The following is a 15,944-nucleotide window of genomic DNA, read 5'->3' as shown; positions in this document are numbered from 1 at the left end:
CGCCGACGGGAAGCTCCTTTCGGCGATCATGGCCCTCCTCATCACGCTGGCGTGCGCAAGGGAGATGCCTCCGCCGGGCGCGCGGCCGGACGAGATCGCACCGTCCATCGTCCGCATCCGTCCCGCGCCGGACTCGACGGTCGTCGACTTCGACGGCGCGCTCGAAATCCGGTTCAGCGAACCCGTGCGGATACCGAACGGCCTTGCCAGGGAGATGTTCGTCACTCCGATGGAAGTGTACGAGGCGGAGACCGGATTCTCGGATCTGCGTCTCCGGCCGGAGGATGGGTGGCGGGACAGCGTCGCGTACTGTTTCACGATTCCGACCGATGGAATCAACGATCTCCTGCGCAACGGGATGGAAGTCCCCGTCGAATTCTGCTTCTCCACGGGAGCGGAGATCCCGGAAGCCATGGTCGAGGGAGAAGTGGTCGACGCGCTGACTGCGCAACCGCTGGAGGGGGCGCGGGTCATCTTCTGGGCGGGCCCGGATTCCGTCCCGTACGGCGCCATCACGGACAGCGTCGGAAGGTTCGCGGCGCGCGGGTTGCCCCCGGGCGAGTACGAGGCCTTCGGGTTCGTCGATCGCAATCGCAACATGCTTCCCGATCGCGCGCTGGAGTCCTATGACAGCGCGTCCGTGGCGGCCTCGCAGGACTCGCTGACGGAATTGAGGTTCGTCGTGGTGGCGCCGGATACGACGCCGCCCCTTCTCGCTCGCGCGCTCGTGGTGGGAAGCGAGACGGTGCAACTCGAATTCGATGACTACCTTCTCAATCCCCAACCGGAGGAACCCGGCATCGCGATTCGGGACTCCGCGACGAACGAAGCGCTGGAAATCGTGGCCAGCCTCCTCGGTTCGGCCGACGAGGTGATGTTTCCCTCCGACTCCGCCGCGCTGGCGGATTCCGTTGCGGCGGCGGATTCCGCGGCCGTCGAGGACTCGACGGCGGTCGGCGACACCGTGGCGGTGGAAGCTCCGAGCCCGGATTCCGCCGCCGCCCCGGCCTCCGATTCCGTCGCGGAAGAGGATCCCGTTCTTCCCTCGAGGTTCATCACCGTGCGGCTCGGGGCGGCGCTCGACTCCGGAACATACCGGGTTTCGGTTACGGGCGTGGTGAACGTGCGCGGTCTCGCGGGAGGCGGCGATACGTCCTTTGTGGCGGAGCCGGAGCCCCCGTCGGCCGACTCGGCGACGGTCGCCGACTCCGTCGCCGTTACGGACTCCGTCGCCGTTGCGGACTCTGTCGCGGCCGAGGGCGATTCCGTCGTGGTGGAGCAGGATTCGGTGCCACCGGCGCCCGACACTCTCGACATCCCCGGAGTCCCGCCGGACACCCTCGGAGCGCCGCCGGACACCCTTGGAGCGCCGCCGGACACCGCCGGAGCCCCGCCGGATACGGTTCGAAGGCGCGCTCCGCGTGGTGCGGGAAGAGCCCGATCGCCAAGGACGAAGAGGCGGCGCGCATGACGGATCCGCGCCGCCGGCTCCCCTCCATGGACGCACTCCTCAAGGAGCCCGAGGTCGTCCCCCTCATCGACGGCTACGGCCGCGAGACGGTGAAGGATTCGCTCCGCCGGGCCCTGGACCGTGCCCGCGCGGGAGCCGATCCGGAGCGGTCGGATCCGGCCGACCTCCTCCGGGCGGCGGAACGCGATCTGGAGGCGCGATCCCGGCGGTCGCTGCGGCCGACGCTGAACGGAACGGGCGTCGTGCTCCACACCAACCTCGGCCGGGCGCCGCTCGCCGACGCGGCGGGTCGCGCCCAGGCGGAGGCCGCCGGCTACGGGAACGTGGAGCTCTCCCTCGCGACGGGCCGCCGCGGCTCGCGATACGACCACTGCAGCGAAGTCGTGTGCGAGCTGACGGGTGCGGCGGCGGCGATCATCGCAAACAACAACGCGGCGGCCGTGGCGCTCGTCGTGAACGAACTGGCACGGGGTCGCGAGGTGCTCGTGTCCCGCGGGGAACTCGTCGAAATCGGAGGCACGTTCAGGATCCCCGACGTCGTGGGGAGGAGCGGCGGCCGGTTGCGGGAGGTCGGCACGACGAACCGGACGAGAGTCTCCGACTATGCGGGGGCCATCAACGAATCGACCGGGCTCATCCTGCGAGTCCACCCCTCGAACTACCGGGTCGAGGGCTTCTCGGCGCGCCCCTCGCTCGCGGCGCTGGTTTCTCTCGCGCGGGAGCGCGGGATCCCGCTCGCACACGACCTCGGCTCCGGACTGCTCGACGCCGGTCTCCTGCCCGGCTTCCCGGCGGGACCCACCGCGCGGGGATCGCTGGCCGCGGGCGTCGATCTTGCGACGTGGAGCGGCGACAAGCTCCTCGGGGGGCCGCAGGCCGGGATCATCGCCGGCGATGCGGCGTTGATCGGGCGTTTGCGCGGGAACCCCCTGCTGCGGGCGTTTCGGGTGGACAAGACGACGCTCGCCGCCCTCGAAGCCACGCTGATGCTCTACCGCGACCCGGAGCTCGCCGTCCGGCGCATACCGGCGCTGCGGATGCTGCGCGAGCCGGTGGAGGCGGTCGAAGCCCGCGCGGCCGCCGCACGCCTCGAGCCTCCACCGAGAAGTGGAGCCCGCGTGGAGGTGGTCCGGACCGAGGCCATGGTTGGAGGAGGCGCCTTTCCCGGCTTCACGGTTCCCTCGGCCGGCTGGGCTGTGACGGGGATCGATGTCGAGCGGCTCGCGGCCGAGTGCCGCGCCGGCTCCCGCCCGCTCATCGGCCGCATCGAGCGTGCGGCGTTCATCGTCGATGTGCGGACCCTGCCCGGGGAGGAGGCGGCCCGAGCTGCCGACGCTCTCACCTCGGCGCTCGACCGGCTCGCCGATGGCTGACGCCGTGAGGATCGCGGTCCTCGCGTCGGGAGGCGGTTCCAACTTCCAGGCGCTCGTCGATCGCTTCCAGCGCGCGGACAGCCCGGAGCGCGAGGTCGTCGGCGTGGTCGCGAGCCGCGAAGGGGCCGGCGTCCTCGAGCGCGCGCGGCGGGCCGGGGTGGCGTCGGCGGTCTCGCCCCCCGCATCGACGAGCGGCGGGGCGGCGATCTTCCTTCGCCGCACGCTCGACGAGTGGCGAAGCGACATCGTGGTCCTGGCCGGCTACATGAAACTCGTGCCCAAAGCCGTCGTGCGGGCCTACTGGGGGCGGATTCTGAACATCCACCCCGCGCTGCTGCCCTCCTTCGGCGGCCGGGGGATGTACGGCGCCCGCGTGCATCGCGCAGTCATCGACGCCGGCGTTCGGATCACCGGAGCGACCGTCCATTTCGTCGACGAGGCGTACGACCGGGGTCCGATCCTGTGCCAGTGGCCCGTACCCGTGCTCGCGGGCGATACTCCGGAGTCCGTCGCGGCCCGCGTACTGACGGTGGAGCACCGGATTCTGCCCGCGGCCGTGGAAGCGCTCGCTTCGGGGGCGGTCCGTCTGGAAGCGGACCGTCGGGTCCGCTGGGTTCGCGAGTGGTTCGAGACAGAAACGTTCACCAACCGGGAAGGATGAGAGGGGATGCCGACTGCGCTCGTGAGCGTTTCGGACAAGACGGGGATCGAGGACTTCTGTGCGGGACTGATCGCGCGGGGCTGGGAGATCGCGTCCACGGGAGGGACGATGCGGACGCTGCTCGCGGCGGGGCTGGAGGTCCGCGGCGTGAGCGACCTGACCGGCCATCCGGAGATGCTTGGCGGCCGCGTGAAGACGCTGCACCCGAGGGTGCACGGCGGGATCCTGGCCCGGCGCGAGGTGGCGGACGACCTGGATCAGCTTGCCGCGCACGGGATGGTTCCCATCGACCTCGTGGCCGTGAACCTGTACCCCTTCCGCGAGACCGTGGCCGGCGGGGACGTCACGCTCGAGGAGGCGCTGGAGCAGATCGACATCGGCGGCCCGACGATGCTCCGGGCATCGGCGAAGAACCATCCATCCGTCTGGTCCGTGTGCGACCCGGCCGACTACGGGCGGGTGCTCGACGCCCTCGATGCCGGGGACGCGCCGGAGACGCCGGAGCTGAGGCGGGAGCTGGCGGCCAAGGTGTTCGGGCACACCGCGGTTTATGACGCGGCGATTACCCGCTACCTGACCCGGCCGGATGGAACGGCGGATTCGACCGACCTCGCGGCGGAAGAGGCCGTCGTCCCGCTCGTGCGCGTGCAGTCGCTGCGCTACGGGGAGAATCCGGACCAGGAGGCCGCCTTCTTCCGCGACGGGGCGGGTCCGCCGCGGGGGATTCCCGCGCTCGCGCAACTGCACGGCCGGGAACTCTCGTTCAACAACATCCTCGACGTGGACGGGGCCCTCACGGCGATCGCGCCCTTTGCGTCCGGTGAGCGCGCCGCCTGCGCGATCCTCAAGCATTCGACGCCGTGCGGCCTCGCCGTCGGCACATCCCCGCTGGAGGCCTACGAGAAGGCGCTCACGTGCGACCCCGTTTCGGCGTTCGGTTCGGTCATCGCCTTCACGGACCCGCTGACGGAGGCCGTCGCGGAAGCCCTCTCCCGGAACTTCGTGGAATGCGTCGTGGCGCCGGGATACTCGGAGGATGCGCTCCGCCTCCTGCGGGCGAAGAAGAACATTCGGATCCTGAAGCCCGAAGCGGGCGCGGCGCTGGACGCGGGCGGCCATCTGCAGGAAGGGGTCGAAGTGCGCGGCGTGCGCGGCGGGGTCCTGCTGCAGGCGGCACCCCGACCGGCGTGCGAGGTGAATCGGGGGGCCGACGTCCCGACGGCGCGTGTTCCGAGCGACGCGGAGTGGGACGATCTCGCGTTCGCGTGGTCCGCGGTGCAGAGCGTGAAATCGAACGCGATCCTGCTCGCGCGCGACGGGGCGTCGATCGGAATCGGCGCGGGGCAGATGAGCCGCGTCGACTCGGTGGAGATTTCGATCCGCAAGGCCCGGGCGCAGGGGTTCGACGTGGCGGGCGCCGTCCTCGGGTCGGACGCGTTCTTCCCCTTCCGCGACGGCATCGATGCGGCGGCGGCCGCCGGGGTGACGGCGATCGCGCAGCCGGGCGGTTCGAAGCGCGATGCGGAGGTCGTCGAGGCCGCGAACGAGCACGGCATCGCGATGGTCTTCACCGGACGGCGGCTCTTCCGCCACTAGCGTTCTCGCCGTCCGAGGCCGAGCTGCGCGGCGGGAAGGGGTTGCGAAACACGCGGCGCCGGAACGGTTATATTTCAACAGGCAGCACCGAAGGTGAGCGGCCGGTGCCCGGCGAGGGCCGGAGGCCGAACGGCAAGGGAGAATCTCCATGGCGAACATTCATATTCCACCCGGCTGGCGGATCAGGGAGAGCGAAGCGACGCCGGAGTCGGTGTACCTCGACCGGCGGCAGTTCGTGGCCCGCATGGGCGGGGGCGCGATCCTTGCCGCCACCTCGCTCGCGTGCGGGCCCGGGGGAGCGGCGGGAGCCCAGCAGCGCGGCCCCCTCGACAACATCCCGGACACGCCGACCGCGGATCTCTATCCCGTGGCCGTGAACGATCCGCGCTTCACGCCCGGCGACCGCCACAAGGAGGTCTCGCCGGAGGAAATCGTGGCCACGTACAACAACTTCTACGAGTTCGGCACCGACAAGGACGGAGTGTGGCGCAACGTCGGTCCGTTCGAGGCCCGCCCGTGGGAACTGGAGGTCACGGGCCTCGTCGAGAACCCGGGCGTCTACGACCTCGTGGACCTCGAACGCGAGTTTCCGCTCGAGGAGCGGATCTACCGGCACCGCTGCGTGGAACGGTGGTCCGTCGTCGTGCCGTGGATCGGGTTCCCGCTGGCAACACTCCTGGAGAAGGTTCAGCCGCAGAACAGCGCGCGCTACGTCGGTTTCGTGACCTTCGACCGGCCGGAACAGGCCTTCGGCCAGAAGACGCAGACCTGGTGGCCGTGGCCGTATCACGAGGGGCTGCGGATGGACGAGGCGATGAACGAACTCGCCTTCGTAGTCACGGGCATGTACGGGCATCCGCTGCAGAAGCAGAACGGCGCGCCGGTCCGCATCCATCTGCCCTGGAAGTACGGGTACAAGAGTCCGAAGAGCATCGTCCGGATCGAGGTTACCGATGAACAACCCGCTACATTCTGGAATACCTCGACACCGGCCGAATACGGCTTCTACTCGAATGTGGATCCGGGCTTGCCCCACCCCCGCTGGTCCCAGGAGCAGGAGGAGATCGTCGGCACCGGACAGCGGGTTCCGACTCTTCCGTTCAACGGTTACGGCGAGTGGGTGGGGGAACTCTACGGCGGTCGCGTAACGCCGGTCGGAGACGTGCCGCACGCCCGCTGAGGTTTCGGCGGGCGGGGCTCCTTGACCCGCCCGCCATGCCCGGCTAGAGTCCCGCGGGCCCCGTGGTTGCGGAGCCCGCCCTGAATTCGAGATTTCCCCGAGACACATATAGATACGCCCTTGAGACGACGCGCGATCGTAGCGCTCGTGCTATTCCTGGGGGTTCTGGTCAGCCAGGGTTGCGGCGGCGAATACCCGCAATCCACGCTGCACCCCAGTTCGGACTCCGCCACGCTCATCGACCAGCTCTTCGACCAGATCTTCTGGTGGGCGGTCGGCGTGTTCGTCGTGGTGGCAGGCATCCTCATCTACGTGTTCGTGCGTTTTCGGGAACGCCCGGGCGACGGGCGGCCGAAGCAGGTCCACGGTCACCTTCTCCTCGAAGTCGTCTGGACGCTGGCCCCGGCCCTCATCCTCGTGGCCATCGCGATCCCGACCATGCGCGCCATCTTCATCATCGACCGCTCGACGCCGGATCCGGAAGCGCTCGTCATCGAGGTCATCGGCAAGCAGTGGTGGTGGGAATTCCGTTATCCGGAACTCGGCATCGTGACGGCGAACGAGGCGCACGTCCCGCTGGGCCGCACCGTCGACCTGCGGCTCCGCTCCGCGGACGTCATGCACTCGTTCTGGGTTCCGCGTCTGGCCGGAAAGCGGGACCTCGTGCCGGGCATCGAAAACCAGCTCTGGTTCCGGCCGGATTCGGTCGGCGTGTACCACGGACAGTGCGCCGAGTTCTGCGGCACGGCCCACGCCCTCATGGGGATGCGCCTGATCGTGGACGAACCCGGGGATTTCGAGCGCTGGGCCCGGGCGAACGCGGCGCCGGCTTCGACGCCCGCGGACGCGGAGGCGCGGGCGGGGCAGGGCGTGTTCATGGCGAACGCCTGCGTGAGCTGTCACGCGGTGAGGGGGACGCCGGCGGACGGGCAGTTCGGGCCCGATCTCACGCACTTCGGGAGCCGGCTCACGATCGCCTCGGGCGTCCTCGAGAACACGCCCGGGAACCTGGCGCGCTGGCTGGATTCCACCCAGCACGTGAAACCCGGGAATCCGATGCCCGAGGTCGAGCTGAGCGACGCGCAAATTCGGCAGCTCGTCGCCTATCTCGGCTCGCTCCGCTAGCGCCATGGCCATGACCGACGCGCATCCCACCGGGATCTGGAGCTGGCTGACGACGGTCGACCACAAGCGGATCGCGATCATGTACTTCGTGGTCGGGTTCGCCTTCCTGCTCGTCGCGGGCTTCGAGGGACAGCTCATCCGGCTCCAGCTCGCCGCCCCCGAGCGCAGCTTCCTCGATCCGGACCTCTACAACCAGCTGTTCACGATGCACGGCACGACGATGGTGTTCTTCGCCGGCATGCCGCTCGTCGTCGCCTTCTTCAACTTCGTCGTGCCCCTGCAGATCGGGGCGCGCGACGTCGCCTTTCCGCGCTTGAACGCCTTCTCCTTCTGGGTCTTCCTCTTCGGTGGCCTCTTCCTGTATGCGAGCGTCCCCCTCCGGATGATGCCCGACGGGGGCTGGTTCGCGTACATGCCGCTGACGAACCGCGAGTATTCGCCGGGTCTCGGCATCGACTTCTACGTCCTCTCGCTCCTGCTTTCCGGCGTGGGGTCGATTGCGGGCGGGCTGAACTTCCTCGTCACGATCCTCAACATGAGGGCGCCGGGGATGACGTTCATGAGGATGCCGCTCTTCACCTGGATGGCGCTCATCGTCTCCGCGCTCATCCTGCTCGCCTTCCCGCCCTTCACGGTGGGCCTGATCTTCATGCTCTTCGACCGCAGCTTCGGGACGCACTTCTTCGACGCGGCGGCGGGCGCGGACCCCATCCTCTGGCAGCACCTGTTCTGGGTCTTCGGCCACCCCGAGGTCTACATCCTCATCCTGCCGGCCTTCGGCATCGTATCCGACGTGATCCCGACGTTCTCGCGGAAGATCCTGTTCGGGTATCCCGTCGTCGTCTTCTCGGGCGTGCTCATCGCCTTCCTCGGCTTCGGCGTCTGGGTCCACCACATGTTCTCGGTCGGACTCGGGCCGGTCGTGAACGCGGTCTTCGGCGGGACGACGATGCTCATCGCGATTCCCACGGGGATCAAGATCTTCAACTGGATCGCGACGATGTGGGGGGGACGTTTACGCTTCCGAACGGCGATGCTCTACGCGGCCGGACTCGTGGCGACGTTCACGATCGGCGGCCTGAGCGGCGTCATGCACAGTTCGCCGCCGGCGGACCTGCAGCAGACGGATACGTACTTCGTGGTGGCGCACTTCCACTACGTGCTCATCGGCGGCACCGTGTTCGGCCTTTTCTGCGGCTTCTACTACTGGTTCCCGAAGGCGACGGGGCGGATGCTGCACGAGGGCCTGGGGAAGGCCCACTTCTGGCTCACCTTCCTCGCGCTGAACGTGACCTTCTTCCCGATGCACTTCTCGGGGCTCCTGGGGATGCCGAGGCGGACCTACACGTACGCGGAAGGGCTCGGGCTGGACATCTTCAACCTGATCTCGACGATCGGGGCTTTCATCTTCACGCTCTCCTTCGTGCCGCTGGTCTGGAATCTGTGGCGCACATGGCGGCGCGGGGAGGCGGCCGGACACAACCCGTGGGACGCGTCGACGCTCGAATGGACGACGGCCTCGCCGCCGCCGCACTACAACTTCGCGGAGATCCCGACGGTCGACCGGCGGGATCCGCTCTGGCATCCCTACATCGAACCGGAGTCGCGCGACGAGGGGGATGAACCCGGGGGTGCCGTGCCGCGGCGGCAGCCGGACGAGCCGCCGGAGCCGGTGGTCATGCCGAATCCGTCGTACTGGCCGCTCGTACTCGCCGTCGGGATGCTCCTCATGACGATCGGCGCGCTCGGGTCGCTCGGGCTCACGCTCTTTGGTCTGTTCGTGACGGCGGTGGGACTCTTCGCGTGGGCCTTCGAGCCCCCGTTCGGCGAGGAGGCGCACTGATGGAGGGGCCGACCTCGACGGGAATCCCGAACCGCAAGCTCGCGATGTGGACCTTTATCGGGTCCGAGTGCATGCTCTTCGGCACGCTGATCGCCACGTACATGATCTATCGCGGCCGGAACCTCGTGCCGCCCTACCCGCACGACCTCCTGAACATCCCGTTCATCACGGTCACGACCTTCGTGCTCCTCATGAGCAGCCTCATGATGGTGCTCGCGCTCGCGGCGGTGCAGAGGAACGACCTGCGGGCGACGAAGCTGTGGCTCGGCCTGACGGCGCTCTTCGGCCTGATCTTCCTCGGCGGCCAGTACTACGAGTTCAGCCACTTCGTCCACGAAGGGCTGCCGCTGTCGCGGAACCTCTTCTCGTCGACCTTCTTCGTCCTGACGGGAACGCACGGGGCCCACGTCGCCGGAGGCGTGATCTGGCTGACCACGCTCCTCGTGAGGACGGTGAACGGGAAGCTCGACGCCCGCCATGCGGAGACGGTGGAGATCGCCGGACTCTACTGGCACTTCGTGGACGTCGTGTGGATTATCCTCTTCACCCTCATCTACCTGCTGGTGTGAGGCACACGTGAGCCGCCACTCCGCCGAATCGCACCCGAGCACGCGCCTCTACGTCGCCATCGCGGTGATCCTCGCCGCGCTGACGGCGCTCGAGGTGATGGTGTTCTACATCGAGGCGCTCGCTCCCGTGCTCATTCCGATCCTCCTCGTGATGATGGCGGCGAAGTTCGCGCTCGTCGCGATGTTCTTCATGCACCTGAAATCCGACGGCCCGGTCCTCACGGCCATCTTCGCCTGGGGGGTCTTCATCGCCACGGCGATCGTCGTCGGATTGATGGCGATCTTCGGCAAGTTCGGCGCCTGATTTCGAGCCGTCAGCAGGGTGTCGGGCCGTCAGCGGGTGTCTGGCAGTCGGGCCTTCAGCGGGCGGGTGTCGCGGAGAGCGCGTAGAGGAAGAGGTTCACGCCCATCCTGATCGCGGACTCCCGTATCTCGGGCGCGTCCCCGTGCACGCCCTCATCCTCCCAGCCGTCCCCCAGATCGGATTCGAAGCTGTAGTAAACTGCGAGGCGGCCATCGAGGAAAATGCCGAACCCCTGCGCGGGATTCCCGTCGTGCTCGTGAATCTTGGGCAGGCCGTCCGGCATCTCGTAGAAGATCCGGTAGATGCTGTGCTCGAGCGGCACTTCGGCGAGGGGAAGGTCCGGGAAGAGGCGGGCGATCTCCCGGCGAAAGGACTCGTCCAGGCCGTAGTTGTCGTCCACGTGGAGGAAGCCGCCCCCGTACAGGTAGGCGCGCAGCCGTTCGATCTCGAGTGCGGTGAAGGACATGTTCCCGTGTCCCGTCGCGTACAGGTACGGGTGGTCGGCGAGGTCGGGATCCGCGGCGCCCACCTCCGCGGGCCGGCCGGCGACCGGAATCCCCGTCCGGGACCGGATCTGCTCGAGGAGGTTGTCGAGGCTCGAGGGGTTCGCGTACCAGTCGCCCCCGCCGTCGTAGCGCAGGCGTGCGATCGTCGGCGGCTCCGTCCGCAGCGACCCGCCCGGCGGCTGGCCGGCGAGGCTCGGACAGGACCCGAGCGCGGCGAGCGCGGCGGCGGCGACCGTGACGAATCCGAGCACCATCTGCGGCGTGCGGTCGCCCCGCCGCTGCGTGGCGCGGCAATGCGGACAGATTCGCGTCGCGTCCGGCACGTTGCACTTGCAGCGCCGGCACGGCTTCATACGAACTCCTCGGCCACGGCCCGACCTGGGTTCATCCTGGCGCCTCGATCGCAGGGCGCGGCACTTCGGCCGCGCGGGTCCCACCCCTAGTGTCGTGTCCCGGAAATACCTCGGCTATTCGAGCGCCGATGCATCCGGCCCCACGGCGTTGCTCCTCCTCGAAATGGCGATACCATTCCTCGTCGGAGCGCCTTGCGGGATCCGGCGCCTCGGCACTCTCGGTAGCTCGTGTATTTCCGGGACGCGACACTAGATTATCGGTTCGCGCGGTCCGTGGCGAAGGCTTAGGATGTGCCGCGCGACGGGCCGCTTTCCGGCCTGCCGGACCACGAGGACCTGGACGATGCGTCGATACTCGGCCTACGACCCCCCTGAGTACGTCTCCTGGCAGCCGGACCCCGAACTCCTCGAGGAGTACAGGTCGCGCATCCGGACGGACGCCGCCCGCGAGCGGGAGATCGCCGCGCTGCCTCCCGAGGCGTACATCGCCCTGTATCGGGGACTCCTCCGCTTCCGCCTCAGCGATATCGCGCTCACGAGGTGGGTGAAGCAGGGCGTGATCTCGAAGGCGTGGCTCGCGACCGGTGAGGAAGCCGTGACGGTGGGGGCGGTGAATGCGCTCGAACGCCGCGGTTCCGAGGGGGACATCGTGGGTCCCATGATCCGCAACCAGGGCGCGAACCACGAGATGGGCATGCCGATGGCGGAGGTGTTCCGCACCTACCTCGGGACGGCGGACGCCCCCGCGGAGGGACGGGATCTGCACCTGGGAGATCTGCGCTACGGCGTGTGTCCGCCCATCAGCATGGTCGCCACGCTGTCGACGGTCATGAACGGATTCGCCCTCGCGTTCCGGATTCGCGGAGAGCCGCGGGTAGCGCTGACCTGGGTCGGGGACGGCGCGACGAAACACGGCGAGGCGCACGAGGCGTTCGCCTTCGCGGCATCGCTCGGGCTGCCGATCGTCTTCATCATCCAGAACAACCAGGTGGCGCTCGGCACGCGGCTGGACCAGCATCACGTGCCGCCCGATTTCTCGGCCTGGGGCGCGGCGTACGGGATCCCCTCGGAATCGGTGGACGGGAACCACGTGCTCGAGGTCTACGCGGCAACGCGGGTGGCCGTCGAACGCTGCCGGCGGGGAGAGGGTCCGCAACTCATCGAGGCTCGTACCTTCCGCATGGGAGGACACGCGACGCATGACGTGCGTGAGGCCCGCGCCATCTTTTCGCGCGAGCTGTTCCGGTACTGGGGGCGGCGCGACCCGATCGGACTCTATGAAGAGTACCTGGCGGGGATCGACCTCGGAGTCGCCGGCGCCGGCAACCTGCGAGACCGGAACCTCCGGAAGCTCGCATTGGTGGAGCGGGAAGTGGAGGAGGAGATCGAGCAGGCCGCAGGCGAGGCTTTGGCGAGCCGTGAAAGCGCCGCACCCCGCGGCGAAACCGTGACGCACGGCGTGTACGACGGGGTGTCGGCATGACGGGCGGCGGCGCTCGCCCGCGGCGCTCGGGCACGATCGAGGGCGCCTCGTGGACGGTGTACGAGGCCGTCCGCGCGCGGTCCGGGCTCGGTCTCGGCTACTTCGTCTGCGACGATCCGGAGGTGGCGGACCGACGGACGGCGCTTCCCGCCGGACTCGCCGTCTCCGATCTCGACGACGAGGCCTTCCACGCGTTGTGGGAGGCGGGACGACCGCTCACGCCGACCGAGCGCCGGGTCGTCGATGGCAACGGAGCGATCTGGCTTGCCCAGAGCATGGGACCGGTCTGGGCGGAGGGGGGGCGCGCGGCGGATACCGTAGGCCTCCGGCTGTGCTGCATCAGCGCGCATCGCCCGGTGGTGGAGCTGAACGGCGCCACGCACTCCGAGATGTCGGACGCGGAACTGATCGCGCGCGTCGCCCCCCCCGAAGGAGTCGCGCCATCCTCCGACTGACGTTTCTCGGAACGGCTTCCTCGCGGCCGACGGTGTCGCGGAACGTTTCGTCGCTCGCACTGAAGCGCGAGGGGCGGTTGTTCCTCCTCGACTGCGGCGAGGGGACGCAACGGCAGATGATGCGGTACGGGGTGGGCTTCTCGCTCGACGACATCCTCATCACGCACCTCCACTCCGACCACTATCTGGGGCTCGCGGGCCTGCTCCGCACGATGAGCCTCCAGGGGCGCAATGAGCCGCTCCGGATCTGGGCGCCGCACGGCACGGGCGAGACGATCCGCGCGCTCCGGGACCTGGGAGGGGATCGTCTGGCCTTCGACGCGACGGTGCACGAACTCCGGGCGGGCGATGCGGTCGAAGGGGAAGGGTTTCGGGTGGAGGCATTCGCGACCGAGCATACGCGGCGCTCGCTCGGATACGCCCTCGTCGAGGATGTTCGTCCCGGAAGGTTCGATGTGGCGGCCGCCCGGGAAATGGGTGTCCCCGAAGGCCCGCTCTTCGGCCGCCTCCATCGCGGGGAGAGCGTGGATCTCGAGGACGGCCGGTGCGTCCACCCCGCGGAGCTCGTGGGTCCGCCGCGGCCGGGCAGGAAAGTCGTGTACACGGGGGACACGCGTCCCTCTGCCGAAACGGTCCGGATCTCGCGCGACGCCGACGTCCTCGTGCATGAGGCGACGTTCACGGAGGAGGAACGGGGTCGGGCGCGGGAGACCGGCCACTCCACCGCCGCCGACGCGGCCCGGGTCGCGCGCGAGGCGGGCGTGCGGCGGCTCGTTCTGACACACATCAGCGCCCGCTACGCCGAGCGGCCGGCACAGCTGCTCGAGGAAGCGCGTGTGGTGTTCCCGGGGGCGGAACTCGCCCGCGACGGCTGGTCCACCGACGTCCCCTTCGATGACGCGGAGCCGGGAGATCCGGACCCTTGATCCGGGTGCGCGTACCCGGGGACAAGTCGATCTCCCACCGCGCCGCGCTCATCGCGCCGCTCGCCTCGTCGGCGTCCGTCGTGCGCGGTCTCTCCGACGGCGCCGACGTGCGGGCCAGCGTACGCGCGATGCAGCGGCTCGGCGCCGCCGTCGAGTGTGAGGAGGAAGAGCGCGGACTCACGATCCGCTGTGCGGGCGGCGGGTTCCACGTCACCTCGGCTCCGCGGCTCGATTGCGGAAACAGCGGGACGACGGCGCGCCTCCTCGCCGGGATCCTGGCGGGTTCCGGCGTCGCGGCCGTCCTGGACGGCGATCCATCGCTTCGCAGCCGTCCCATGCGCCGCGTCATCTATCCGTTGCAGGCCATGGGGGCGCGGATCGAGTACGACGGAGAGCCGGACCGGCTTCCCGTGCGGTTTCGCGGGCGAGCCACGGGGACGTTGAGGACGCTGCGCCACCGCGGCCGGGTCGCCAGCGCCCAGGTCAAGTCGGCCGTGCTTCTCGCCGGCGTCCTGGGCCGCGTACGCGTCGAAGTCAGCGAGCCCGCCCTCTCCCGGGACCACACCGAGCGCATGCTGGCCGGGATGGGGGTGCCGCTCGCATTCGATCCCGGGCGGACCGGGGCGGGGGAGGTGCGCTTCGACCCATCCGATTGGGAGGGTGCGCTCGAGGGTCTCCGCATGACCGTTCCCGGAGACCCGTCCTCGGCCGCCTTCCTGATCGGGGCGTCGCTCCTCGGCGGCCGCACGGTGAGGGTGGCGGACGTGGCGGCCAACCCCGGTCGCATCGGTTTTCTTTCCGTGCTCGAGGAGATGGGGGCCGTGGTCGACCGGGACCCCGCGCCGACGCAGGGCGGGGAACCGCGGGAGACGTGGACCGTCCATCCCCCCGATGACCTGCGGGCGTTCTCGATCGGCGGCGACCTGATCCCGCGGGTGATCGACGAGGTTCCGCTCCTCGCCGTCCTGGCCGCCCGGGCGCGGGGCCGTTCGGAGATTCGCGACGCCGCCGAGTTGCGCGTGAAGGAGAGCGACCGTCTTGCCGTCCTGGCCCGGACGCTCGAGAAACTCGGCGTCGTCGTGGAGGAAAGGTCCGACGGACTCACGATCCGGGGCCGGGGCGGACGGCTGCGCGGCGACGTCGAGACGCGCGGCGATCACCGGATCGCCATGGCGTTCGGAGTCCTCGACACGGCGGGAGACGCCGACCTGCGGATCGACGACCGGGCGTGCGCAGACGTCTCGTACCCGGATTTCTGGGACGCCCTGGAGCCCTTCCGCGACGGCTCACGCCGAGCGCCTTCTCCGCGAACGGGACGGGTGATCGCGGTGGACGGCCCCGCCGCTTCCGGCAAGAGCAGCACGGCCCGCAGCGTGGCCCGACGACTCGGCTTCGTGCATGTGAACTCCGGATTGCTCTACCGGGCGATCGCCTGGTGGGCGCTCGACAGGGGCATCGCGGAAGACGAGCCGTCGATCGAGGCTGCGGTGCCCGGGCTCGACGTCGATCTCGTCCCCGCGCACGACGGGTTCGAGGTGTCCGTCGCGGGGACCCGGCCCGGCCCCGGCCTCGAATCGTCCGACGTGACCGCGCGGGTGTCCGCCGTTTCCGCGCTTCCGGCGGTTCGGGCGGTCGTGCTGGAGCGGCTGCGCCGGGCGGGCCGCCGCCACGAGATCGTCTGCGAGGGACGTGACATCGGCACCGAAGTCTTCCCCGACGCGGAGCTGAAGGTCTTCCTCGTCGCGGACGTCGGCGAGAGAGCCCGCCGTCGACTGCGCCAGCGCGCCGTTCCCTTCACGGACGACGACCTCAAGCGCGAGATCCGGCGGATCGAGGCGCGCGACCGGCTGGATCGATCGCGTCCGCTGTCCCCGCTCCGGCGAGCGCCCGATGCGTTCGAGATCGACACGACCATCATGTCCCCGGACCGCGTCGTGGACGCCATCCTCGAGCTTGCGGCCTCCGCTTTCCGTTGACGCTCCCGCAGCGCGAATCTAAGTTGGCGTACTGTTCGAGGACCGTGGCGGAAAAAGTGGCGCTTCGCCCCGGATCCTGTGGAGACCCGACACCAGGGGATCGGCCGGCGGCTGGGCGGAGAT

Annotated in this window: 14 protein-coding genes; 13 read left to right on the top strand and 1 reads right to left on the bottom strand. The window is 69.4% G+C overall.

Translation table 11 applies throughout. The features are described 5' to 3' along the window. The first annotated feature begins 28 nt into the window (after positions 1–28). From ACQY5G_RS13185 to ACQY5G_RS13145, 9 genes are all read left to right on the top strand, one after another. Positions 29–1,471 (top strand): Ig-like domain-containing protein, encoded by a 1,443-nt coding sequence (locus tag ACQY5G_RS13185; protein ID WP_428274671.1) that lies wholly within the window; start codon positions 29–31, stop codon positions 1,469–1,471. Continuing rightward, on the top strand, positions 1,468–2,844 hold the full coding sequence (gene selA, locus ACQY5G_RS13180) for an L-seryl-tRNA(Sec) selenium transferase (RefSeq protein ID WP_428274669.1): 1,377 nt from the start codon (positions 1,468–1,470) through the stop codon (positions 2,842–2,844). The genes ACQY5G_RS13185 and selA overlap by 4 nt, the downstream gene beginning before the upstream one ends. After that, entirely contained in the window at positions 2,837–3,505 is a 669-nt protein-coding gene (gene purN, locus ACQY5G_RS13175) for a phosphoribosylglycinamide formyltransferase (RefSeq protein ID WP_428274668.1), read from the top strand. Before selA ends, purN begins: the two co-directional genes overlap by 8 nt. Before the next feature lie 6 nt (positions 3,506–3,511). Continuing rightward, the gene (gene purH / locus ACQY5G_RS13170; protein WP_428274666.1) at positions 3,512–5,101 is read left to right on the top strand and encodes a bifunctional phosphoribosylaminoimidazolecarboxamide formyltransferase/IMP cyclohydrolase; all 1,590 of its coding nucleotides are present in this window, start codon (positions 3,512–3,514) and stop codon (positions 5,099–5,101) included. A gap of 148 nt (positions 5,102–5,249) precedes the next feature. After that, the gene (msrP, locus tag ACQY5G_RS13165) at positions 5,250–6,281 is read left to right on the top strand and encodes a protein-methionine-sulfoxide reductase catalytic subunit MsrP (protein ID WP_428274664.1); all 1,032 of its coding nucleotides are present in this window, start codon (positions 5,250–5,252) and stop codon (positions 6,279–6,281) included. A 120-nt stretch (positions 6,282–6,401) separates the two neighbouring features. Next, positions 6,402–7,406, top strand: a complete 1,005-nt coding sequence (coxB, locus tag ACQY5G_RS13160) for a cytochrome c oxidase subunit II (RefSeq protein ID WP_428274662.1) — start codon at positions 6,402–6,404, stop codon at positions 7,404–7,406. A 10-nt stretch (positions 7,407–7,416) separates the two neighbouring features. Then, positions 7,417–9,249, top strand: coding sequence for a cytochrome c oxidase subunit I (ctaD, locus tag ACQY5G_RS13155; protein ID WP_428274660.1), 1,833 nt, complete (start codon positions 7,417–7,419; stop codon positions 9,247–9,249). Further along, positions 9,249–9,818, top strand: a complete 570-nt coding sequence (locus tag ACQY5G_RS13150) for a cytochrome c oxidase subunit 3 (protein ID WP_428274658.1) — start codon at positions 9,249–9,251, stop codon at positions 9,816–9,818. The genes ctaD and ACQY5G_RS13150 overlap by 1 nt, the downstream gene beginning before the upstream one ends. A gap of 7 nt (positions 9,819–9,825) precedes the next feature. Further along, positions 9,826–10,122 (top strand): cytochrome C oxidase subunit IV family protein, encoded by a 297-nt coding sequence (locus ACQY5G_RS13145; RefSeq protein ID WP_428274656.1) that lies wholly within the window; start codon positions 9,826–9,828, stop codon positions 10,120–10,122. Positions 10,123–10,177: 55 nt separating this feature from the next. Here the strand turns inward: ACQY5G_RS13145 and ACQY5G_RS13140 are convergent, their stop codons facing one another. After that, on the bottom strand, positions 10,178–10,981 hold the full coding sequence (locus ACQY5G_RS13140; protein ID WP_428274654.1) for a DUF4159 domain-containing protein: 804 nt from the start codon (positions 10,979–10,981) through the stop codon (positions 10,178–10,180). 343 nt (positions 10,982–11,324) lie between these two features. On the opposite strand from ACQY5G_RS13140, the gene ACQY5G_RS13135 reads away from it, so the two are divergent. From ACQY5G_RS13135 to aroA, 4 genes are read left to right on the top strand one after another with little or no spacing between them, the layout of a single operon-like run. After that, positions 11,325–12,464, top strand: a complete 1,140-nt coding sequence (locus tag ACQY5G_RS13135; protein WP_428274652.1) for a thiamine pyrophosphate-dependent dehydrogenase E1 component subunit alpha — start codon at positions 11,325–11,327, stop codon at positions 12,462–12,464. Then, positions 12,461–12,919: a hypothetical protein gene (locus tag ACQY5G_RS13130; protein WP_428274650.1), complete on the top strand. Its 459-nt coding sequence runs from the start codon at positions 12,461–12,463 to the stop codon at positions 12,917–12,919. Before ACQY5G_RS13135 ends, ACQY5G_RS13130 begins: the two co-directional genes overlap by 4 nt. After that, the gene (gene rnz / locus ACQY5G_RS13125) at positions 12,907–13,845 is read left to right on the top strand and encodes a ribonuclease Z (RefSeq protein ID WP_428278700.1); all 939 of its coding nucleotides are present in this window, start codon (positions 12,907–12,909) and stop codon (positions 13,843–13,845) included. The genes ACQY5G_RS13130 and rnz overlap by 13 nt, the downstream gene beginning before the upstream one ends. Positions 13,846–13,850: 5 nt before the next feature. Next, complete coding sequence (gene aroA, locus ACQY5G_RS13120) at positions 13,851–15,821, top strand: 3-phosphoshikimate 1-carboxyvinyltransferase (RefSeq protein WP_428278699.1); 1,971 nt, start codon at positions 13,851–13,853, stop codon at positions 15,819–15,821. Positions 15,822–15,944: the final 123 nt, after the last annotated feature.

This window comes from Candidatus Palauibacter sp. (assembly GCF_965261555.1).
Lineage (GTDB): Bacteria > Gemmatimonadota > Gemmatimonadetes > Palauibacterales > Palauibacteraceae > Palauibacter.
This window is presented reverse-complemented; position numbering and strand designations above follow the sequence as displayed.